The 21359-nt window shown below is 51.2% G+C and carries 17 protein-coding genes; 8 read left to right on the plus strand and 9 right to left on the minus strand.

Annotated elements, in window-relative coordinates; genetic code table 11:
- Nucleotides 1–22: 22 nt before the first annotated feature.
- The 6 genes from RN01_RS25495 to RN01_RS34105 all read right to left on the minus strand — a co-directional run bounded on the left by RN01_RS25495 (nucleotide 23) and on the right by RN01_RS34105 (nucleotide 3808).
- The gene (locus RN01_RS25495; RefSeq protein WP_152536334.1) at nucleotides 23–1885 is read right to left on the minus strand and encodes a primase-helicase family protein; all 1863 of its coding nucleotides are present in this window, start codon (nucleotides 1883–1885) and stop codon (nucleotides 23–25) included.
- Between the two features lie 66 nt (nucleotides 1886–1951).
- Entirely contained in the window at nucleotides 1952–2125 is a 174-nt protein-coding gene (locus tag RN01_RS34095) for a hypothetical protein (RefSeq protein ID WP_156149791.1), read from the minus strand.
- A 392-nt stretch (nucleotides 2126–2517) separates the two neighbouring features.
- Nucleotides 2518–2685: a hypothetical protein gene (locus RN01_RS34100; RefSeq protein WP_017514386.1), complete on the minus strand. Its 168-nt coding sequence runs from the start codon at nucleotides 2683–2685 to the stop codon at nucleotides 2518–2520.
- A gap of 17 nt (nucleotides 2686–2702) precedes the next feature.
- Nucleotides 2703–3098, minus strand: a complete 396-nt coding sequence (locus RN01_RS25500) for a hypothetical protein (RefSeq protein ID WP_024569569.1) — start codon at nucleotides 3096–3098, stop codon at nucleotides 2703–2705.
- A 22-nt stretch (nucleotides 3099–3120) separates the two neighbouring features.
- Nucleotides 3121–3483 carry a hypothetical protein gene (locus RN01_RS25505; protein ID WP_017514384.1) on the minus strand — a complete coding sequence of 121 codons (363 nt, stop codon included), beginning with the start codon at nucleotides 3481–3483 and terminating at the stop codon, nucleotides 3121–3123.
- Nucleotides 3484–3517: 34 nt separating this feature from the next.
- The gene (locus tag RN01_RS34105; RefSeq protein WP_128646646.1) at nucleotides 3518–3808 is read right to left on the minus strand and encodes a hypothetical protein; all 291 of its coding nucleotides are present in this window, start codon (nucleotides 3806–3808) and stop codon (nucleotides 3518–3520) included.
- Between the two features lie 92 nt (nucleotides 3809–3900).
- On the opposite strand from RN01_RS34105, the gene RN01_RS25510 reads away from it, so the two are divergent.
- Complete coding sequence (locus tag RN01_RS25510; protein ID WP_128646644.1) at nucleotides 3901–4935, plus strand: hypothetical protein; 1035 nt, start codon at nucleotides 3901–3903, stop codon at nucleotides 4933–4935.
- Between the two features lie 14 nt (nucleotides 4936–4949).
- Here RN01_RS25510 and RN01_RS25515 read toward each other — a convergent pair whose 3' ends face one another.
- Both RN01_RS25515 and RN01_RS34110 read right to left on the minus strand, forming a co-directional pair.
- Nucleotides 4950–5402, minus strand: a complete 453-nt coding sequence (locus RN01_RS25515; RefSeq protein ID WP_017514382.1) for a hypothetical protein — start codon at nucleotides 5400–5402, stop codon at nucleotides 4950–4952.
- Nucleotides 5403–5459: 57 nt separating this feature from the next.
- Entirely contained in the window at nucleotides 5460–6119 is a 660-nt protein-coding gene (locus tag RN01_RS34110; RefSeq protein WP_152536333.1) for a hypothetical protein, read from the minus strand.
- A gap of 296 nt (nucleotides 6120–6415) precedes the next feature.
- Between RN01_RS34110 and RN01_RS25520 the strand changes: the two genes are divergently transcribed.
- The 5 genes from RN01_RS25520 (at nucleotide 6416) to RN01_RS25545 (ending at nucleotide 16955) form a co-directional block, all read left to right on the plus strand.
- Nucleotides 6416–9304 (plus strand): SNF2-related protein, encoded by a 2889-nt coding sequence (locus RN01_RS25520; protein WP_024569568.1) that lies wholly within the window; start codon nucleotides 6416–6418, stop codon nucleotides 9302–9304.
- A gap of 22 nt (nucleotides 9305–9326) precedes the next feature.
- Complete coding sequence (locus RN01_RS25525) at nucleotides 9327–11240, plus strand: DNA methyltransferase (protein ID WP_017515099.1); 1914 nt, start codon at nucleotides 9327–9329, stop codon at nucleotides 11238–11240.
- Between the two features lie 23 nt (nucleotides 11241–11263).
- Nucleotides 11264–12369 (plus strand): IS3 family transposase gene (locus tag RN01_RS25535; RefSeq protein ID WP_197067583.1). Its coding sequence is split into 2 segments (ribosomal slippage): nucleotides 11264–11504 and nucleotides 11504–12369, totalling 1107 coding nucleotides; the frame shifts between segments, so codons are not numbered across the junction.
- Nucleotides 12370–12507: 138 nt separating this feature from the next.
- A complete protein-coding gene (locus tag RN01_RS33340) occupies nucleotides 12508–13647 on the plus strand; it encodes a DNA methyltransferase (protein ID WP_197067584.1) in 1140 nt (379 codons plus the stop codon).
- A 2-nt stretch (nucleotides 13648–13649) separates the two neighbouring features.
- A complete protein-coding gene (locus RN01_RS25545) occupies nucleotides 13650–16955 on the plus strand; it encodes a DEAD/DEAH box helicase family protein (protein WP_017514914.1) in 3306 nt (1101 codons plus the stop codon).
- A 48-nt stretch (nucleotides 16956–17003) separates the two neighbouring features.
- On the opposite strand, the gene RN01_RS25550 is transcribed toward RN01_RS25545, so the two are convergent.
- Nucleotides 17004–18275, minus strand: a complete 1272-nt coding sequence (locus tag RN01_RS25550; protein WP_024569565.1) for a site-specific integrase — start codon at nucleotides 18273–18275, stop codon at nucleotides 17004–17006.
- On the opposite strand from RN01_RS25550, the gene RN01_RS25555 reads away from it, so the two are divergent.
- On the plus strand, nucleotides 18274–19428 hold the full coding sequence (locus RN01_RS25555; RefSeq protein ID WP_231582315.1) for a recombination factor protein RarA: 1155 nt from the start codon (nucleotides 18274–18276) through the stop codon (nucleotides 19426–19428). The genes RN01_RS25550 and RN01_RS25555 overlap by 2 nt on opposite strands.
- Before the next feature lie 60 nt (nucleotides 19429–19488).
- On the plus strand, nucleotides 19489–21354 hold the full coding sequence (gene nhaA, locus RN01_RS25560) for a Na+/H+ antiporter NhaA (RefSeq protein ID WP_024569563.1): 1866 nt from the start codon (nucleotides 19489–19491) through the stop codon (nucleotides 21352–21354).
- Nucleotides 21355–21359 lie beyond the last annotated feature (5 nt).

A 21359-nucleotide genomic window follows, 5' to 3' on the forward strand; every position in this document is an offset into this window, starting at 1 on the left:
GACTCCGAAGAGTCTCTTGAGCTTAGTGGGTTGTGCTTTCTTTCCAGAAGGCCAACTTCTTCTTCAATGGTGGTGCGGCACAGTCTTTGTCCAAAATATCGTCTGTCCAGCAGTGTTCGGATTCCTGGCTTGGAACCTTCCAGACTAATGGATCGTCGTAGAACTCGTCGGCGAAGGGATCGCACTCGTTGTATGCCTTGCTGATGCTCGGAGTGTTGGGCTCTGCTTGATCGGCTGGGGGCTGAACGACAGGCTCTTCCACCTTCACGGGCATGGTGAATGAAATCGGTTTGATATTGAGCGCTTCCAATACCTTTTTGTCCTTTTCTGGTAATGGCATGGATGGTTGTGTTACCAAGGTAAGCAAATCGGACTCTGGGGGAGTGGTCTGGTCTGTTTCGTTCGCGCCTGGTCGGGTCAGACTGAAGAAATCACTGACCTTGATATGCTGGGCAAAGCGCTTACGGGCTTCGGCAAGCTTCGGAAACTTGAAGTAGCGTCCAATCGCCTTGTTCTTCCATTCGGCATAGCTGTCTGGGAACTGAAAAATCTGCTGCACCTTGGCGTTGAAACTCTGCTGGTTGAAGCCCTTGATATTTCGGCCTGCCGTATTGTGGAAGGACTGGAAGTGTTCAAAGAGTTCGCGGCGGGGAATGTTGAGCTCCTGGTCTTCCATCTTCTCGGCTTGATAGCGTTTGTCTTCGGGGATCGGATCAATCGCCCCGGCCAGAATGTTGAAGATGAAGCTTTCCACAGGGGCAAGGTTCTGCGCCTTGATCAAGTTCTTGGCGTCCGTTTCAATGGAAATCGTGGGCTCGAAATGGGTGTAATCCACTTCGTTCTGGAAGAAATGCACCAAAGCGTTGGCGCCGCCGTTGTTGAGCCAGTCATAGTAGGTTTTGAAGTATGACTTGTAGCCGATCAACTTGTTGCTGCAGGTGAAGGCATTGTGGCGACGGTCACTGTCTTCGATACGGACTGGGTTGTCGTTATTGCTGGTGAAAATGTGGAATGAATAATTCTGGATTTCCACGGATGTGACGTTCTTGATTCGGCTCTTGCGTGTGATACCGGTGATCAAAGGCTTGATCAGCTCGTTGGTCTTCTTGTCGCCGGAGAAAATGGATTCTTCGTGCAGAAAATACTTGGTGTGGTGATACTCGTGGTTGAAGCCAGTCAAAAGCTCGTCCAGATTATCCACAACTGCCGTATGGCTGGGGCACATCGCACGTAGGGTCTCGGAAAGAGTGGTCTTGCCTGAACCCTGCTTACCCTGAAGGATGATCGTTGTATCGGTTCGGATATGGGGATACTTCACAGTGAAACCGATCAACTTGATGATATGGGCTTTCTGCTCTGCTGTGCCTTCAATCAGATTGTCAATGTGGTTCAGAAAAGGGGTTACATCCCCCTTGATGGGCTCCACAAACCCCGTCCAGAAATTGAACACGTTCGGATCGTCAAACTTTGGGTTAGGGTCAAATACCGTGCGCTTGTAGCTGGTACAGATGTCACTACGGGTTTCAAGCCAGTAGTCCGCAAACCAGACCTTCTCTGAGTAAGTGGTTTTTTGATACTGCTTGTCGATCTTGAAGTGTGACTTGATCTTTGACTTGCGGAACTCATTTTGTGAAAAATAGGAGTAAGTAAAGTCATTGACAAAGGTTTCACTACGGTCGTTGTTGGTAATTGAACGCCTTTGAAGGATGGGCGAGATGATCACAGACTTTCCACCCATATCTTCAATGAAGAAGTAATTAGAAAATTCGTTGCAGTATTGAAGCATAAGTTGCTTGTCTTTGATAGATGAACAAGCATTGTAAGTTTCGTCATTGTTTAGAATGCTTTGGTAATTGACATTTACCTTTCTTTTGATTAGAGTCATAAGGAACCTTTCTTGTTGTTTGTTTTTTTTATGGATGCGACTTTGGCGAGTCGCATTTTTTTCTTTTTACTTCATGGTGAATGTTTCGTTGTTTCTAAATTCTTCTGCTTTGCCTTGAAGAAAGTTGCGAGTCAGTGCTTGCCAGTTAACGCCAGCTTGTCGTAGCTCACGAATATCCTTCATTAGCTTGTCGTCAATGACGACATTGAAGAAGTTGTGTTTTTTGGATTCTTTGATCATTTGATGTCTCCTGTGGTTTATCTGTACATAACAATTTATTTCTGATTGTCAAGATTGAGAATGTTGTCAATGAAATCGTCGGATTTTCCCGGATTCCCCAGACACCCCAGGCTTTTTCAAAGTCGATACAGCAGGGTATAAAAGCTATATATATCCACTTTTTCTTGTTAACTTGAAAAAGGATGGGGTATCTGGGGAAAACCTTGCAAAGCCCCATGAATACTGGCTTTTGCCCTCCCCAAGCGCCTGGGGAAGCCCTGGGGAGCCTGGGGTAAAAATCACAGTTTTGGTCTTCAGGTGTAAATTTTTCATCGCATATTTCTCCTGTTTTGCCCAAGTTTCCAAATCGCCTGGGGTAATTTCCCCAGTATTTCCCCAAGTGCCTGGGGTAGTTATTTCTGTTCGTTCATGTGCTGTACAGTATTTAAGAAATCTGCGAGTGCGACATCTTGAACACTGTGCAGAAATTTCAATGCCACTTCATCGGTTTCATTCTGGATGGCTTTCGCAGTACGTAAGATGGTTGTGGTTAGAATGTGAAGCTTCTTGGATTGGGTCATTGTGTTTCCTTTCTTAATTAGTAATAGATTCTGTTTTTAAGCATCTCACGGCGATGCTTAGTTTTCTTGTGGTCTGGGTCGTCTAAAAATAAAACTGCCATCAACTGCCCAGACCAGGATGATTCGATTATTGCGAACCAATTTACATTGCTTATTTCGGTCTCTTCGATACTTAGAGCAATGTCAATCGCTTGATCAACTTCATCACAAAGCGCCTTACCAAAGACGGTATGATTCCATTGCGTGACTTCTTCTAGTTCTTCGGGAGAACATTCCTTGTAGAACTCGGCTATGGTTTTGCATTCAAACCCTTTAGATAGCTTTTCCCATACATCTGACTTGATCTGTGATGCATAAGCGTCGGCAACGAATTCACGTGGTTTGGTGCTGTAAAATAATTTGGCGTTTCCCATTGTTGTTTCCTTTCCCACTTGTTTAGTTGTTAATGCAATTGTAGTTTTCACGAATTTGACGTACATGCTCGTCGTATTGTTCTTTGTAGTCCCCCACAGACTGCACAAAGGTTTCAATATCTGAGCGAGACTTGAAGCTCTCTACAACGGCTGTCAATCGCTCTTCCATCTTGTCAATGTGCAAGTCAAGATCACCGTAGTAGCCCCACATAAGCGCCACTAGGTCAAGGAAGTGAAACCAAGGGCTTTCTGGGGTTTCACGCTCATGTAAAATGCACTCCTGATAGACCATAAAGCTGGTAAGGATTGAGCCCTTGATTTGGTTGTTGCTTAAATTGCTCATACCTTTGTTGAGTGCCTTGCCGAGTTGATTCTTGTTTTTCATCGTTTCTCCTTTTTTTGGTAATTTGTTTTTTGGTTTATACGGTTGCATACACAGTGGTAATAAGTGGATCATTCCTGGTAAAGTCTTTTCGTGCATCGGGGAAGAACTGGTTGGGAAGCAATGAAACCATCTGAATCTTTTCAGTGTTCATGATCTTCCAGCCATAACCATCAGTGCAGCTTGTTCCTCCTGTTTGAAATCCACGAACATACTCGTTGCCATTTGCTGCGGTGCCGACAATGTGTGGTTCAATGATTCGTGGTAATCCTTTGTAAACAACAACAAGCATTTGCTTGTTTTTGATTGCATCTATTATTGTTTTCATTTTGTTTCCTTTCGTTTGTTGTTAAAGTATGTCTATTACAAACCAAAGGGATAAAATGATCTCTTCGTGCAAAAACCAGTTCGGAATTTGACATGAGTGACCATAGTGTGTTAGGTGCTACGCTTGTTCAGTTGCAGCCTTCAACCCTGAGTAAGGAAAATAGAAGCGACGACAAGCCACAGACTTTCAAGAAGGCCCGTCGTGCTTCACCTACCAGTCAAAGCCGCTCATCTGCTCGGTTTTCTAAAAATTCCGATCTGGAGCGCCTGCGAGTCCAGACTTGGTTTTTCCATGTGGTTGAACGTGCCATTGGTAGCCAACTTGAGCATTTCCAGTGGGTCGAGTGGCAAAAAGCGGTGCTGGGGAATGTTTTGGATCAGGTGCCGCTTGCCCGTTCGCTCCAGGCTTGGCTAGATGAGCAAGGGGATTCGCTCTGCGATCTAGAAAAAGACTCAGCGAGTCAGATGGCTGCCAGACACTATGAAAAGGGTGAAAGCAGTCCAAGGGAGATCACCCTGGGCGTGTTCGACAAGTTACTGCCAGGCTCGCAAGCCGTGTATGACCTGGGCTTGAACGGTGAGCCGGTCTGGAAAATTCTTGATGGAGACTTGAATACCTGCCGGGACTACCTGGCAATAACCGTTCCCCTTGGCAGCGGCCTTGACGAAGGGATTGAGACGCAGGTTCAGGCAGTCATGGATGCACTGATCGCCCCAGCTTATCGTTTGAAGGTGGGCGAAATTCCTGATTTAGGCAAAGTTCAGATGTCCTTGCATCCAGTCTGGCTGACGCGTATCAATGAGCATTATCGTGATCTCAATGAACAGGATGAACCGGATACGGTGCTGGAAGTTCAGTCTATAGACGACCAGATTCTGGCTGCACTGGCCCTATGGCATATCTGTATGGCAAGCGGTTCAAGTCTGGTGCTGCGTCTTGAATGGCTGCTGGTGGGGCTGTGCTACGGCACCATCGCTGATGTCTTCAATGAAGGCATTCAGGCGTATGTGCTGAACATGTTGAAACGACGAGCATCAGAGATAGATGATGCCTTGAGAAAAAGAAAAGTGGCTTTCAGTCCATTTGAAGCACGTTGGAAATCCGTACATGGACCTGAGAGCAACTGATTGTTGCCTGTCTGCTAATTGCCCTTCGCTACAGTGATGATGTCCTGCATAGGCACCTTCTCATAGCAAGCATTCCAGTGACTGGCGAACACGTTGATGAGCATGATCAACGGCATGTCCAAGGTGAAAACTTCATTGACCCATAGCGGATCGTTCTCGTATTGGTAGCTCTCAACCGTGTAGGTCAGGGCGTATTTACCTTGGCTGTCGTCAATCACCCGATAGCCAAACTCCCGCATGTGGCAACCCAGTTCCTTGAGTTGTTTGGTGAAGCTCAGGATGTTGTCTATGGCTTGCTGCGTGTCTGCTCGTTCAAAGGCTTGCCCAAAGGCATCCAGAATTTGTTGGCTGTTGGAAAAATAGAATTCGCCTTGCTCAACCAAAGCACGGGCGATCTCTTGTCCAAGGGCAGTGTTCGGGCTGGCATAAATGCCTGATTGATCCAGTTTGCTCGGTCGTCCGTGCATATGGGTTACTCGCGTAAAAAAGCCCACCGAAGTGGGCTGGGGTGAAATCAATTTAGATCAAGCTTTGGCGGGAACTTTTTCTGGATGATTTTCCACGTATTTCTTCACTTTTGTGTCGAACCAATTCACCCAATCATTGATAAGTTTTTTGCCTTTATCTGAATCCAAAAACTCTGCATTTTGGGCATTTTTTTCTTGGAGCTTCATCAGCTTCTCTTTGGTACTGCCCGGTTTCATAAAGAAAGCTAGGTGGCTCTCATTGGGAGTCTGGGGGAGATTGCTATCTTGGCGAATCAGGGCAGAACGCAAACCACTAACCGATTCAAAGGTGAAAACGACAGGGCCTGTTTTCTGCTTTCTGGTTTTCCCGCTGTCGTCACTTTGGGTTGTGTCGACATCACCGGTTTGGTCAGGTTTTATGATACCAAAACGGGTTGCTGCTAATTTTAGGTCATTTTTTGTGTAAGCTTGATTTTCAATCAATGAGACCAATGAAACCTTTTCCGTTTGGATCAATGTGACAATATCTTTAACCTTCTTGATCTGATTGGCTTCCCATTCGGATTTTTCTGCGGTTAGTGAAACAAGCTTTTCTAATTCTTCTTTGCTCAAGCCATCGGAAACTCTTTTTCCTAGTTCCGCTAGTTCAGCCTGTTTTGGGAAAGTCATCTCTTTACCTTTCAAAGTTGTTGAAGCATTTGATTCAACGAAGCTCATCAGGTGTTTCGTTGATCTGTATGGATCATAGCATCAAGTGTGGCTGCGTCAATGCTCGCTAGACATTGCTCAAAGTCTTTGTAAGAAGACTGCTTTCATCTTTCACATATGTAGTTACGTCATGTTGTTCTTGTGTTCTTTGCCCTTTGTTTTGATGAAGATAGCCTTGTCAAGACTGTCTATGACAAGGGGTAGTGGCTTAGAATGCTAGGGTGCCGTTGCATCGGATGCTGACGAGCCCGGTTCCTGGGGGGCAGTGTCCCCTTGTTGAACATATAACTAGATAGTTCAGGGCCATGATCACATCCTTCCATGCCAAGTATTTTGCTCACGAGCTGACCAGACGGCATGCTCCCAATGATGTTGGTCGTCTGTCTCAGTCCTTGTTTGACGCCAGTGTCGACTTGAACCCCCATCAGATTGAAGCAGCTTTGTTCGCCTTGAAGTCGCCACTCTCCAAGGGAGTGCTACTGGCTGATGAAGTCGGTTTGGGTAAAACCATTGAAGCAGGGATCGTCCTTTGCCAGTATTGGTCTGAGCGGCGTCGCCGTCTGCTGGTCATTTGTCCAGCTTCGTTGCGCAAGCAATGGGCGCTTGAGCTGGAAGAAAAATTCAACTTGCCCGCCGTGGTGCTGGATGCCAAGACTTCCCGTGATTTTCTGAAACAAGGCAAGTCACCGCTGAATCAGAAGGCCATTGTCGTCTTGTCCTACAACTATGCTCACAAGATTCGGGATGAGCTCAAGGCGATCCAGTGGGATCTGGCGGTCATTGATGAAGCCCACAAATTACGCAATGCCTACCGTGAGAGCAACAAGATTGGTCAAGGTCTTCGGTGGGCTACGGAAGATTGTCGCAAGCTGCTGCTAACGGCAACACCATTGCAAAACTCCCTGCTTGAGCTGTACGGACTGGCCACGCTCATAGATGACCACATCTTTGGTGATGTGAATGCCTTCCGCAGTCAGTATGTATCGGCAGGGGGCGACTTGGACGGTTTGCGGGAACGGCTGTCGGGGTTTTGCCGGCGCACCCTTCGCAATCAGGTCACTGAATACATCCGCTACACAGAGCGAAAGGCAATCACTCGGCCCTTCAGCCCTACGGACGATGAGCACCGGCTGTATGAAGCAGTCGGTGAGTTTCTGACCCGTCCCAACAGCTACGCCATCCCGCATCGGCAACGGCACCTGACCGAACTGATTCTTCGCAAACTGCTGGCTTCTTCGTCATTGGCAGTTGCAGGCACCTTGGAAACCATGAAGGTCCGGCTGGAAGCGTTGCGGGATGAAAAAGTGCAGGATGACCCCGATTTCGCCGAGTCACTGATTACCGACGAAGACATTGAAGGCGATCTGCTGGACGAGATCCTGGAACTGGATGACCTTGAAGAAGACGGTGACACCCAGCCACAAGACATAGATCGCAAGCAGCTCAATGAAGAAATTCGCCTGCTAGGTGAGTTGGCTGCGCTGGCACGCAGTATCGGCACCGACACCAAAACCCGAAGCCTGTTGTCGGCCTTGGATATTGGTTTTCAGCAGATGGCGGTGACGGGGGCACAGAAGAAGGCACTGATCTTCACCGAATCCCGCAGGACACAGTTTTACCTGAAGGACTACCTTGAAGCGAACGGCTATGCCGGGCAAGTGGTTTTGTTCAGTGGCACGAACAACAGTCCTGAAGCTACCGCCATCTATGAGAAGTGGCTGATGGCCAACCAAGGCACGGGGCGGATTGCTGGCTCTCGTGACATTGATATTCGGACGGCCCTGATTGAGCATTTCAGGGACAAGGGCACCATCTTGATCGCCACCGAAGCGGCGGCGGAAGGGGTGAATATCCAGTTCTGTTCCTTGGTCATCAACTATGACTTGCCTTGGAATCCCCAGCGGGTTGAACAGCGGATTGGCCGATGCCACCGCTATGGCCAAAAGCATGATGTGGTCGTTATCAACTTTCTGAACGAGCGCAACCAGGCAGATCGCCGTGTGCTGGAACTGCTGACCGAAAAATTCAACCTGTTCAACGGGGTGTTCGGGGCTTCCGATGAAGTGCTGGGTAGCATTGAATCAGGGGTGGATTTTGAGAAGCGCATCCTGACCATCTACCAGGAATGCCGAACCCCAGAAGAAATCGAGACTGCCTTCAAAACCCTGCAAGCTGAAATGGACGAGCGCATCCAAGCAAGGATGAGCGATACCCGAAAGATGCTGCTTGAGAATTTTGACGAAGATGTCCATGAGCGGTTGCGGGTTCAGTTGTCCGACACCAAGGCCCAGCTAGATAAATTCAGCAAACGCTTTTGGTCAGTCACTCAGTTCATGCTCCGTGACCAAGCACGGTTTGATGACGAAAACCTTGCTTTTGATATTGCAAAGCCACCTGCGCAAAGCATCCCTGCGGGTCGCTATCACCTGATTTCCAAGTCAGGGCCCAAGTCCATAGAGAAGGATGATCCCGACTACGGCACTTACCTGTACCGACTGTCGCATCCGCTGGGCGAGTATGTGATTGATCAGGCCAAAGCATTGGACACCCCCGTTGCCAAGGTGGTTTTCAATGTCAGCCAGCACCCAACCCGCCTGCACCTGGTGGAGTCTCTGCGGGGCAAGCGGGGCTACCTGACCCTGACAGCCTTGGCGATAGACAGCTACGAGCGGGAAGAATATTTGTTGTTCTCCGCCTTGGATGCCGATGGCTCACCCCTTGAGCAAGAAACCTGCGAAAAGTTGTTCAACTGCATGGCTGACAGCGCCGTTCCGACGACAATCCCTGACTCGGTGGTGACGAGACTCGCGGCAGAGTCACAGCGCCATGCCAAAGCCACCGTCAGTCAGTCGCTGGAAGCGAACAACAAGCACTTCAATGAAGCCCGTGAGAAGCTGGAAAAATGGGCTGATGACTTGGTTCTGGCGGCTGAAAAAGCCCTGCGAGACACCAAAGAGCAGATCAAGATTGCACAGCGGCAGGCTAGGCTGGCTACAAACCTGGACGAACAGCACGAGATACAGCAACGTATCCAAAAGCTGGAAAAGCAGCAGCGCCGACAGCGACAGGAAATCTTTCAGGTGGAAGACGACATCATTGAAAAGCGGGATGCCCTGATTGAGTCGCTGGAAAAACGTCTGACCCAAAAAACCGAATCCAAGACCCTGTTCTCCCTAGAGTGGGCAGTGGTCTAAAAATGATTGAACGAGTGAGAACATGAGCAAATACGACGACCTGGTTCGCAAGCTAAAAGAGATTTTTCAAATTGACCGTCCTGAGCTGGACTTTGGTGTCTATCGGATTCTCAATGCCCGTGTGGGTGAGATCAATGACTACCTTGAGAACGGACTGAAAGCAAAAGTCGTTGAAAGCCTTGCTGCCTCTGGTGCTGGCAACCTAGAAGCCTTGCAAAAAGAGCTGAAGGACAAGGAAGCCCAGTATCGGGCTGACGGCATGGACCCTGACAATGTGCCGAAGGTGAAGGAATTGCGGCAGAAGATTGCTGACCTTGGTTCAGGTGGGGCAGAACATGAGAATGCCGTTTTCACCCATTTGCTGACCTTCTTTTCCCGCTACTACGACAAGGGCGACTTCATCAGCCAGCGGCGCTACAAGGGCGATACCTATGCCATTCCCTATGCCGGGGAAGAAGTGGTGTTGCACTGGGCGAACAAAGATCAGTATTACACCAAGAGCGGTGAGAACTTCTCCAACTATGGCTTCAAGCTGGATGATGGTCGTACCGTCAAGTTCCGCTTGGTGGCGGCAGATACCGCCAAAGACAACCGCAAGGACAATGACAAGGAACGCCTTTTTGTCCTGATTGACCGGCACACCAGAACCCTTCTGGATGAGAACGGCGATGAGTATGAGCAAGAGTATTTGCCGATTGAAGAAGTCGGCAACGAGCTGGTGATTCGCTTTGATTACAAGGCCATGCCCAAGGGCAGTAAGCAGGATGTTCTGGTGTCCAAGGCTGTGGATGCCATTCTTGCCGATCCTGCCGTTCAAGCGCGTTGGCTGGATCTCAGCCGAAGGGAACCGACAGAGAAAAACCCGCAACGGACATTGTTGGAAAAGTGTCTGACCAGCTACACCACGAAGAATTCAGCCGACTACTTCATTCATAAAGACTTGGGTGGCTTCCTTCGTCGCGAACTGGACTTCTACATCAAGAATGAAGTCATGCATCTTGATGATGTGCAGTCGGCAGAGAAGTTTTCTGACATTGAGAAATCACTTCGCCTGATCCAGACCCTTCGTGCCATTGCGTTAGACCTGATCACCTTTCTTGCACAACTGGAAGACTTCCAGAAGAAACTTTGGTTGAAGAAGAAGTTTGTGGTTAGCACGAATTACTGCATTACTCTTGATCGCATTCCAGAGAGTCTTTATCCAGATGTTGTGGCTAACAAGAAGCAGTGGGAGCAGTGGTCGCTATTGGGAATGCTTGATTCTGAAAAGAAAGATCTTCTGAGTGATTCCAGTGTTGGTTCTGTTGATTACCTTAAATCGCATCAATTCCTGATGGTGGATACGTCGGTATTTGATGGTGAATTCAAAAAGTCTTTGTTAAGCGAAATACAAGATTTGGATTGTGAGCTAGATGGACTTTTGATGCATAGTGATAACTTTCAGGCATTAAATGTTCTGCAAGATAAATATCGTAATGGCATTAAAGGTGTGTATATAGATCCGCCATACAATACCGATGCTTCGCCAATTGTTTATAAGAATGGTTACCAACATTCATCTTGGGCTAGTCTTTTTGGTGATCGAATGTCTATGGCGATGCCACTTCTTGAGGATGGTAGTCTTGTTTGTGTCGCCATTGATGACTTTGAATATCACCATCAGTTTTCAATAATGAGTGGAAACTTAGGTTTCAATCATAGTGGCACTGCTGTTGTTAGAAGTAAGCCTCAAGGGCGTCCGACACTCTCTGGATTCTCTGCTAATCATGAGTATGCTGTCTTTTGGTCGCGTGCAGAAAAGCCCGTGCTTGGTCGACTTCCAAGAAAGGGGTCAAAGGCTGATCGTTATCCGTACTCAGATGAAAAGGGTATTTATTCCTGGTCAAATTTTCGAAAATCTGACCTGCTCCCCGAGATTAGTACGGTAATGATGTAGAGTCTGCCCCATACGGAGGCAGCATGAAAAAACGATTTACCGAAGAACAAATTATTGGCGTACTCAAGGAAGCCGAAGCCGGTATGAAAGTGGCCGAGGTATGCCGGAAGCACGGCATCAGCGACGCGACGTACTACAACTGGAAATCCAAGTTCGGCGGAATGACGGTATCCGAGGCCCAACGGCTAAAGGCGCTGGAGGCCGAGAATGCCAAGCTCAAGAAACTGCTGGCAGAAAGCCTGCTGGACAACGCTGCGCTAAAGGATGTGCTCGGCCGAAAGTGGTAAGCCCGCAGGATAGGCGAAGCGCCGTGACGCACATCATGCATGTCCACGGTCTAGGCGTAACCCGTGCCTGCGGGCTGATAGGAATTTCCCGCTCGTTGTATCACTACGAATCCCGTCGTCCTGACGACGAGGAACTGCGTCAGCGTCTTTGCGAACTGGCAGCCATAAAACGCCGATATGGCTATCGGCGTCTGCATGTATTGATGCAGCGGGAGGGATGGCAGGTCAATCGGAAGAAGCTGCTCCGCGTGTATCGACAGGCCGGCCTGAGCGTCAGGCGCCGCAAGAGGAAGCGCATCGCGGGCGTGGAGCGGCAATTGAAGGTTCAGGCGACGATGCCCAACCAGAGCTGGTCAATGGACTTTGTATCGGATGGATTGGCTGATGGCCGCCGCTTGCGCTGCCTAAACATCGTAGACGACTTCACCAAGGAATGCCTGGCTATCGAGGTGGATACATCGCTGCCAGGCACACGGGTCGTATCAGTGCTGTCGCGCCTATCAGAGCTTCGAGGATTGCCGCAATCGATTACCATCGACAACGGCCCCGAGTTCGCCGGTAAGGTGCTCGATGCCTGGGCTTATGCAAACGGATTGAAGCTGAACTTCATCGAGCCAGGTAAGCCGCAGCAGAATGCCTACATCGAGAGTTTCAACGGCAAGTTTCGGGATGAATGCCTGAATGAACATTGGTTTGTTTCGATGCGGCATGCTCGTGAAATCATTGCGGCCTGGCGACAGGAATACAATTCTGAGAGGCCGCATAGTTCCCTTGGCTATCTGACGCCGCAACAGTTTGCAGAGACTTTTTTAACCGCAGACTCCAAGTCGTTCTCGTACTAAATTGGGGAGCAGGTCAAATCTGGAACAGACTCAAATAGAGAAGACAGGAAGAAGTCTTTTTATCCGGTTTTTGTAAAAGGAGATGAAGTTCGTGTTCCTGAAATGTCTCTTAACCTAGAGACTGAAGGATGGGATGTTTTGGAACAACCCGTTCTTGGTGAAGTTGCAGTTTGGCCTATCGATCAAGATGGAAACGAGAAAGTCTGGACGTGTTCTGCAAAAAGACTTCGTGGGGAACTTCATGATTTGAAGGTTATACGTGACAACGATGGAAGCATTGAGCTTCAAAAGAAATACAGACCTAATCAAGATGGTGCTCTGCCGGGAACATGGTGGGATGGTTCAGAGTATTCAGCCAGTGAAAGTGGAACTAAAGTTTTGAAAGATTTGTTCAAAGCTAAAGACTTTGATTTTCCAAAAAGCATTAATCTTGTAGTAGATAATTTGCGGGTCTTGAATATACAAAATTCAGAAGTGGTTCTGGATTATTTCGGCGGTTCTGCGACGACGGCTCATGCCGTCCTTAGTCTCAATCGCGAAGATGGTGGCCATAGAAAATATATTGTTGTTGAGCAAGGCGAATATTTTGACACTGTAACAAAACCTCGTATTCAAAAGATTGTTTATTCTTCTGACTGGAAGGATGGGAAGGCTACGGCAATAAATTCTGGGATTTCTCATTTTTTCAAATTCATCAAACTTGAAAGCTATGAAGATACGCTGAACAATCTTCATTTGACTCGTTCTAAATCCCAGCAAAGTCTTCTTGACTCCATGCCGTCAGAGGCGAAGGAAGACTACCTTTTGCGTTACATGCTGGATATTGAAAGTCGTGGCTCTTTGCTATCAGTGGATAAATTCAAGAAGCCCTTTGACTGCAAGCTGAAGGTAACGGTGGATTCTGCGGGGGCCTATGAAGAGCGAACCATTGACCTGGTGGAAACCTTCAACTACTTGATTGGTCTGCGGGTCAAGCATGTAGATATGCAAATTGACCGGGGGTTTGTCGCCGTTACTGGTGTGCTTCCGTCTGGTGAAAAAGCTCTGGTGCTGTGGCGGGATGTTGAAAAGCTCTCGTATGACGAGCTGAACCGCTTGTGCGACAAGCTGGCAATCAACCCTGCTGACAGTGAATTTGATGTCGTCTACATCAATGGTGATCACAACATTCCGGCAGTCTTCACCAGCACAGAAGCCGAAGGGGGTATCACCAAAACCCTGAAGATTCGCCAGATTGAACCTGAGTTCATGTCCCGCATGTTCAACACGGAAGCTTGACCATGGCCAGCTTTCACAAACAGCTTGTTCTTAACCAGTGGTTGTTGGGCTTCTTCAAGGGTGGCAGTCTTGCCGGTCTGAAAATTCGTCTGGGTGAAGATCGGCATGAAGGCATAGATGATGACGGGCAAACCGGCTTCTTTCATGAGCTGACCCAGAACCTGTTTGAAGTGGATCGGTTCAGTGATCAAGAGCTTCGTCGCTATGACCTGAACATTGTCCAGCACTGGAACGCCATCACCGAACGGCGCAACAAGCTTGAGGGCACTGTTCTCAACATGAAGTATTTCCAGTATCTGTCTCTGCTCTTCACAGAGATTTATCTGGACTGGTATTTCAACAAGCCCCAAGCCTTGCTGGATGGCCTGAACGAGCAACTGAAAGCCTACAACAAGCAAGCCGATGCGGATAACCGCTTTCAGCCGTTCAATGCTGACGAGCTGAACAAGCTGGCCTTCTGGAATGCCACGGGCAGCGGCAAGACCCTGCTGCTGCATGTGAATATTCGCCAGTACCTGCACTACTTCCAGAACGGCAAGGATACCTACCCAGACAAAATCATTCTGCTCACGCCGAATGAAGGCTTGTCTCGCCAGCACTTGGCTGAACTGAACTTGTCGGGTTTTGGCTTCAGCCGCATGTTTGACAAGAATCGCAGTGGTGTCTTCAAGGGCACGATTGAGATTATTGACATCAACAAGCTGGGCGACGAAATGGGCGACAAGACCGTTGCCGTTGAAGCCTTTGAAGGCAAAAACCTGGTGCTGGTGGATGAAGGCCACCGTGGCACGGGCACGGCAGCAGGGGCCTGGATGTCTCGCCGTGAAACGCTGGTTCGTGGTGGTTTTGCCTTTGAGTATTCCGCCACCTTCGGTCAGGCTGTCGCCAAGGGTTTTACGGTTCAGAAGGCCGAAGCCGAGTTGATGAAAAAGAAGGCGAAAGTTCTCTTTGAAACCACGAACCTGAAGAAGCTGGATGAGTCGCAGAAGCAGTCTTTGACCCTGACCACGGAAGAAAAACGGCGGGCTCGCACCTTGGCAACTCGTGAGGTGTACGCCAAGGGCATTCTGTTTGACTATTCCTACAAGTTTTTCTACGAAGATGGCTATGGCAAGGAATCGCTCATCCTTAACCTGAAGGATGAAGACTTCAGCCAAGAAGACATTGCCCGTCAATACTTCACGGCCTGCCTGTTGAGCTTCTACCAGCAGCAATACCTGTGGGGTGCGAACCGCGACAAGCTGACCGATTTCAACATTGAAAAGCCCTTGTGGGTGTTCGTCGGCAATACGGTGTCGGGTGAAGATTCGGACATCCTGAATGTGTTGCGTTTCTTTGCGGGGTTCCTGAACGATGAAGCCAAAACCAAGCTGTGGCTGAAGGATTTGCTGGCTAACACGGCACGCTTGCTGGACGGTAAGGGTCGCAATATTTTCCATGACCGTTTCACCCCGTTGATGGCGTTTAGTGCGGATGATGTGTACAACGGCATCCTGAAGCTCTTGTTCAATGCTGATGCCAAGCAACGGCTGAAGGTGGTCAATCTCAAAAACAGCAAGAGCGAACTGGTGCTTCGGGTGGGTGAGTCGGAGCCGTTCGGCTTGATCAACATCGGTGACGATGCTGGCTTTTTCAAGGAAGCCGAAAAGCCAGAAAACCTGGCGTTGTTTGACACGGAAGCGGATGACTTCGGCGGGTCGGTGTTCGGCACACTGAACAACAAGGACAGTGAGTTGCATGTGCTGATTGGCTCCCGCAAATTCACTGAAGGCTGGAGCAGTTGGCGGGTTTCCACCATGGGCCTGCTGAACATGGGGAAGGGCGAAGGCTCACAGATCATCCAGTTGTTCGGTCGTGGTGTTCGTCTGAAAGGGCGGGATTACTCTCTCAAGCGCAGCACACCAGCCCAACGGCCTAAAGGGGCCCACCTTGAACGCTTGGAAACCTTAAATATTTTTGGTGTGAATGCAGGCTACATGGCCGCCTTCAAGGAATACCTGAAAGAAGAAGGGATCACCCCGACCGATGAAATCATTGAACTGGATTTTGAGACTCGGCCCAATCTGCCGAAGAGCAAGCTCAAAACCCTGTCGCTGAAGGACGGCTACAAGGACAACCAGATCAAGGGATTCAAGCGCACCGTTTATCCGTGGCTCTACGAAGTGCCTGCTGAGTTTGCGGGCAAGATCAAGGAAGCCCACATTACCTTGGACTTGTATCCCAAGCTGGAAGCACTGGCCAGTCAGGACAAGGGCGGGGCCGGCCCTGAAGGCAATATTCGGCACATGGGCAAGATTGCCAGTGAAACCATGGCACTGTTTGACTTTGATCGCATCTACCTTGCGGTGCAAGAGTTCAAGCAACTGCGAAGCTGGAGCAACCTGCGACTAGACCGGGCTCGCCTGATGGATTTTTGCCTGAACCATCATGACTGGTACACGTTGTTCATCCCGAAATCTGAACTGAGCATTCGTGGCTTTGCCGATATTCTCAAACAGGAAGAAATTCTGATCCGTCTGCTTCAGGACTACACCGACAGGTTCTACAAGTCTTTGAAGTCCGCGTATGAAGGGCAGTTCTACGACATCGTGACCGTCAAGGAGGACGACGATACGCTGCTCAAGGTTTATCAGTTTGAGATTGAAGACACCGAAGACGGTGAAGCCTACGAGAAGAAACTGAAGCAGCTCCAAGCGTTGGTGCGGGATGGCAAGCTGGGCGAAGCGAGTCAGTGGAATGCGGGTCAGATGGTGGCGATCTGTTTTGACAGCCATCTGTATTACCCCCTGTTCGCCATTGAAGGCGCGGTTCCGCTAAAAATGCGTCCCCTTGCTTTTGATGCACCCAGCGAAATCCAGTTTGTGCGGGACCTGGAAGCTTTTTACCAGTCGCCCTTGGGGCAACAGATCATTGGTAAGCGCAGTCTTTATTTGCTGCGCAATGCCGATACCAAAGCCAAAGGGCTGGGCTTTGCCTTGGCGGGAAATTTCTATCCCGACTACCTGCTATGGCTGGTAGATGAAGAAACGGGCCAGCAGTGCCTGAACTTCATTGATCCGAAGGGTATTCGGCAGATGAACCTGACCGATCCCAAGTTGGGTCTATATAAGGAAGTCAAAGTTCTTCAGGACAAGCTGGGCGATCCCAAGCTGACACTCAACGCCTTCATTCTGTCTGGGACAGCCTTTGGTGACTTGCTGAATGTGACCTGCAAGCAACAGGAACTGGAAGAACGGAATGTGCTCTTCATGGACGAAGGTGGGCCGGCTTACCTGAAGAAAATGTTTGAACGGACAGGGGTGCTGTGATCTTTGAGACCACGGTTCCAAACCGTGGTCCCTTGTCTGCTGCTATTTTTAGCGGTCGGCATTGTAGGTGTCATTGGTCACATTGGTGCTGCTGTGACCAGCCAGCAAGCTGATTTCCTTGGGTGTCAGCTTCTCGCCGTTTTGTAGCTTGCGGATGATGCCTGACAGGTCTTGGTCAATGGCAACTTTCTGTTTTTCAATCTCGGTCGTCTTCAACCCGAAGACCTTGGCAAGCTTGAAGTTGTTGCCTTCGGCTTGACGCAGATTGTTCGTGATGGCGGTCCTTCTCGTGTCATGGAAGTAAAGCCGTTCTCTTTCATTATCGTAGTAGCCAAGTTGTTTTGTTGCTTCAACCCAATAAGCGCGCATGTTGAAGTAGGTAAGCTTGAAGACTTTGCCTTTTTCTTTCCTTCGGTCGTTTAGGTATTCAAGGAAAGATGGCTCAATGGGGATGTCACGGGGCTTTCCGTTTTTTGTCTTCGGGATCAAGACGGTCTGATTTTTCCAGTCAATGTTTTCCCATTCCATTGAAAGACACTCAACACGGCGGCAGCCTGAGTAGATGCACTGGATGAAGCAATAGTAGGGCTCTTGGTTGGCCTTCATTTGTAGGTATTCTGCAATCTTCAATGTTTGTTCTTCATTGATGATGGTTCTTCTACTGTTGTCTGGCTTGGGCTTCTCGTTTCTGGGAAGTTTCTTGACGGGGTTTTCAAGGCCATCTTCAAATTCAGTGAAGTATTTATAGGCGTGGGTGAAAGCCCCCGAAATTGTAGAAAGCTCACGAAGTAGGGTGTTTGCCTTCACCTTTCTTGCCTTGATATAGGCAATGATGAGCTGCATATCTACTGTCTCAACGAAAAAATCGCCAAACGGAATTCCGTCCTTCATGTAGTCAAAGGAATCATTTCGGGTTTGCTCGATAATTGCCTGAACAATCGTCTTGCTGTACTTGTACTTGTTGATCCGCTTGTGAATCAGCTCGTAGGGAATCTTGAACTCAGGAATGGCCCTTAGACTGCGATTTTGATTGGTCTTGTAGGAGTTGGGGCTTTGTTTGGACAGGTGTTGCTTGAAGTGCTCTGCCAAGAGCATTCTCATGGTGATCTTGTTCGCTTCGGCGATCAGGTTCTCTACCGTGGCCATGCCCGATAGCTCTTTTTCCTTCTGAGCTTCCCAATCCTTGGCTTCTCGCTCGGTATCAAACAGCTTGGTATGAGCCTTGCCGTTGTGCTTTACCTGGGCACGGTATTTGACTACTGTGATGTTCCGCTTGGTCTCTGGGTTCTTGCGGGAATACTCAACGGTATAGACGGACATGCTAACCCCTACGTGTGATGTGGCTGCAAAAGTGTGCGGCCGCCGACTGCTGAAAGCCAGATCGGCACAAAGAAAAAAGTTTGTGCCAAATTTGTGCCGCGTTCAAGAAATTTGTGCCGAAAAGTCTGTTAAAAATCGTCGTAAGTCGTTATTTCATAACAAAGTCCAGTGCTTTAGTGACCGCTTCAACAAGGCGCAGCAGGATGCCCTGCTGCCCCATGTCGAGTCGGGGCTCCTGACCCTGGTGGGGGGGACGACCGAGCATCCGGGGTTGGCGGTCAATTCCGCACTGCTCTCGCGCGCGCAGGTCTATACCCTCGAACCGCTGTCCAGCGACGAACTGAACCAACTCTACGAACGCGCACTGCCGCATCTCCAGGGCGTCACGTTGGACGCGGACGCGCTGGATCTGCTCAAGGGCTTTGCCGATGGCGATGGCAGGCGCTTCCTCAATCTGCTTGAGCAGGTGACGAATGCGGCGTCGGGCGCTGGCAAGACCGTGGTCGATGGCCAGTCCGCCAAGCTGTCCACCAGTCCATCGCTGCGCAGGTTCGACAAGGGCGGTGACGAGTTCTACTGGCAGCTCTCAGCCTTCCACAAGTCGCTACGGGGCTCCGACCCTGATGCGGCCCTGTATTGGCTGGCCCGCATCCTTGACGGTAGCGGCGACGTCAGCCAGGTGACCCGCCGCATGGTGGTAGTGGCCAGCGAAGACATCGGCAATGCCGACCCGCAGGCGCTGCAACTGGCGCTCAATGCCGCGCTGGCTTATGAGAGGCTGGGTTCCCCCGAAGGCGAAATACCGATTGCCCACGCGGCGACCTACCTTGCTGCCGCCCCCAAGTCGAACGCTGCCTATGCCGCCTGGAACAAGGCGAAGACCTTCGTCAAGAACAGCGGCTCCCTGCCTGTGCCTCTCCATCTTCGCAATGCGCCGACGAAGCTGATGCAGCAGATGGGGTATCACGAAGGCTACCGCTACGCTCCTGACGAGCCCAACGGCTACGCCGCTGGGCAAAGCTACTTTCCCGAGGGCGTGGCGCGGCCGGGCTGGTATCAGCCAACGGACAGAGGTGTTGAGCGCAGGCTGGGAGAATGGCTTACTTGGCTGCGCTCGCTGGATGATGGGACGCTGCCAGAGGCGGACGCCTGACCGGTCGCCTCCGAAACCGGCTCATCGCGACTTCACGAACTACAGGAACAGGATAAGAACATGTCAGCCACTTCTTTCGGTGCATCCTCGGCGAATGTCAGCCTGGGACGCGTTGCCCGCTATCTGCGCACGGAGTCTGGTGCTGCGGTGCTGCTGGTGATCGTCACGGTCGTGGCGCTGGCGTGGGCGAACTCGCCGCTATCCGATGCCTATTTCGAGTTGTGGCACCTGGACGTCGGGTTTGACTTCGGGCCGCTGGGCCTGCACATGGACCTGCATTACTGGGTCAACGACGGCCTGATGGTCGTCTTCTTCTTCCTGATCGGCCTGGAGGTGCGTCAGGAGTTCGCCCACGGATCGCTCCGGGATCGCAGCCGTGCCGGTCTCGCCCTGATCGCGGGGGTCGCGGGTGTTGTGCTTCCCGCTCTGGTGTACGTCCTGCTCGTGGGGCTGGCCGGAGGTCAGGGCCTGCACGGGTGGGGTGCGGTGGTCGGCACCGATACGGCGTTCATGCTGGGCACCCTGGCGATCGTCGGTCCGCGGCTGTCCGGTCAATTGCGTGTGTTCCTGCTCACCCTGACCGTGGTCGATGACTTCCTCGCCGTGTCCATCATCGGCATCGTCTATAGCGAGGAGATCCGGGTCGTCCCGTTGTTGATCGCCCTCGCCAGTCTCGTTGCGCTGTGGTGGCTAGGGCGCACCCGCCAGTGGCGGGCAATGCCGTATGTGCTGATCGTGATCGTGCTGTGGCTCGCAACCGTGTATTCCGGCATCCATGCCTCTCTCGCCGGGATGGCCGCGGGGCTGCTGATCCCCGCCTATGCGACGCAACGTCACGGGGTCGTTGCGGCAAGACAACTGTTCCGCGACTTCTGGCAGTCGCCGAGTGCCGCATCGGCCCGCGCGGTGGACTGCGGGCTGTCCCGGGGTATCTCGGTGAACGAGCGATTGCACGAGTTCCTGCGGCTGCCGACGGCGCTGCTGATCGTGCCGATCTTCGCCTTGGCGAACGCCGGGGTGGACGTGCGTGGCGGGCTGCTCGCCGAGGCCTTTGGCTCGCCAGTCACGTGGGGCGTCATCGCAGGGCTCGTGCTCGGCAAGCTCTTGGGCATCGGGCTCACCACGCTCGTCGCCGTCCGTCTCGGCCTGGGCCGGCTGCCCGAGGGCGTCGGGGTGGGGAGCGTGTTCGGTGGGGCGGCGCTGTCCGGGATCGGCTTCACCGTGTCGCTGCTGATCATCGGGCTCGCGTTCGGCACGACCTCCGACCTGGGCCGCCAGGCGACGGTCGGCGTGCTCGTGTCGATGGTGTTCGCCACGTTGCTCGGGTGGCTGATCTTCAAGGTCGCCGCCCAGCGGTGGGGTGAGAAGACCGCTGACCTGCCGATGGTGCTTGAGCCGCCGGTCGATCCGGAGATCGATCACATCCGCGGGCCGGAGGACGCCCAGCTCACACTCGTCGAGTACGTGGACTTCGAGTGCGCGTACTGTGCGCACGCCACCGGTTCGTGGGACGATCTTCGCGCCCACTTCGGTGACGACCTGCGGTATGTGGTGCGCCATCTGCCGCACCACCCGCACGGGCCGATTGCCGCGCGGGCGTCCGAGGCAGCGGCGAACCAGGGGATGTTCTGGCCGTGGCTGGACTTCGTGTTCACCCGTCAGCATGCGCTGGAGCGCGAGCATCTGATCGGCTACGCCGCCGAGCTTGGGCTCGACGTCGAACGGTTCATCGCGGATCTCGACAGCCCTGCGGTGATCGAGCGTGTCGAGCGCGACCTCGCCAGTGCGGTCGCCAGCGGTGCGCACGCCACGCCGACGTTCTTCGTCGAGGGTCGTCGTCTGCGCGGCAGCTACGACGCCCGCACTGTCACCGCAGTGCTCGAAGCCAGCCGCCGCGGCACCCGAACTCAGGAAGTCCCGTCCTGAGCGGG

The organism is Cupriavidus sp. SHE, assembly GCF_000812445.1.
Classification (GTDB): Bacteria; Pseudomonadota; Gammaproteobacteria; order Burkholderiales; family Burkholderiaceae; genus Cupriavidus; species Cupriavidus metallidurans.

Excerpts from the sequence above, each read along its gene's own strand:
- RN01_RS25510 (WP_128646644.1), top strand. The coding sequence starts at position 3,901 with ATGAGTGACCATAGTGTGTTAGGTGCTACGCTTGTTCAGTTGCAGCCT.
- RN01_RS34100 (WP_017514386.1), bottom strand. The coding sequence starts at position 2,685 with ATGACCCAATCCAAGAAGCTTCACATTCTAACCACAACCATCTTACGT.
- RN01_RS25515 (WP_017514382.1), bottom strand. The coding sequence starts at position 5,402 with ATGCACGGACGACCGAGCAAACTGGATCAATCAGGCATTTATGCCAGC.
- RN01_RS25495 (WP_152536334.1), bottom strand. The coding sequence starts at position 1,885 with ATGACTCTAATCAAAAGAAAGGTAAATGTCAATTACCAAAGCATTCTA.
- RN01_RS25550 (WP_024569565.1), bottom strand. The coding sequence starts at position 18,275 with ATGTCCGTCTATACCGTTGAGTATTCCCGCAAGAACCCAGAGACCAAG.
- RN01_RS25505 (WP_017514384.1), bottom strand. The coding sequence starts at position 3,483 with ATGAAAAACAAGAATCAACTCGGCAAGGCACTCAACAAAGGTATGAGC.
- RN01_RS25545 (WP_017514914.1), top strand. The coding sequence starts at position 13,650 with ATGGCCAGCTTTCACAAACAGCTTGTTCTTAACCAGTGGTTGTTGGGC.
- RN01_RS25525 (WP_017515099.1), top strand. The coding sequence starts at position 9,327 with ATGAGCAAATACGACGACCTGGTTCGCAAGCTAAAAGAGATTTTTCAA.
- nhaA (WP_024569563.1), top strand. The coding sequence starts at position 19,489 with ATGTCAGCCACTTCTTTCGGTGCATCCTCGGCGAATGTCAGCCTGGGA.
- RN01_RS25520 (WP_024569568.1), top strand. The coding sequence starts at position 6,416 with ATGATCACATCCTTCCATGCCAAGTATTTTGCTCACGAGCTGACCAGA.
- RN01_RS34095 (WP_156149791.1), bottom strand. The coding sequence starts at position 2,125 with ATGATCAAAGAATCCAAAAAACACAACTTCTTCAATGTCGTCATTGAC.
- RN01_RS25500 (WP_024569569.1), bottom strand. The coding sequence starts at position 3,098 with ATGGGAAACGCCAAATTATTTTACAGCACCAAACCACGTGAATTCGTT.
- RN01_RS25555 (WP_231582315.1), top strand. The coding sequence starts at position 18,274 with ATGCTAACCCCTACGTGTGATGTGGCTGCAAAAGTGTGCGGCCGCCGA.
- RN01_RS34110 (WP_152536333.1), bottom strand. The coding sequence starts at position 6,119 with ATGAGCTTCGTTGAATCAAATGCTTCAACAACTTTGAAAGGTAAAGAG.
- RN01_RS34105 (WP_128646646.1), bottom strand. The coding sequence starts at position 3,808 with ATGAAAACAATAATAGATGCAATCAAAAACAAGCAAATGCTTGTTGTT.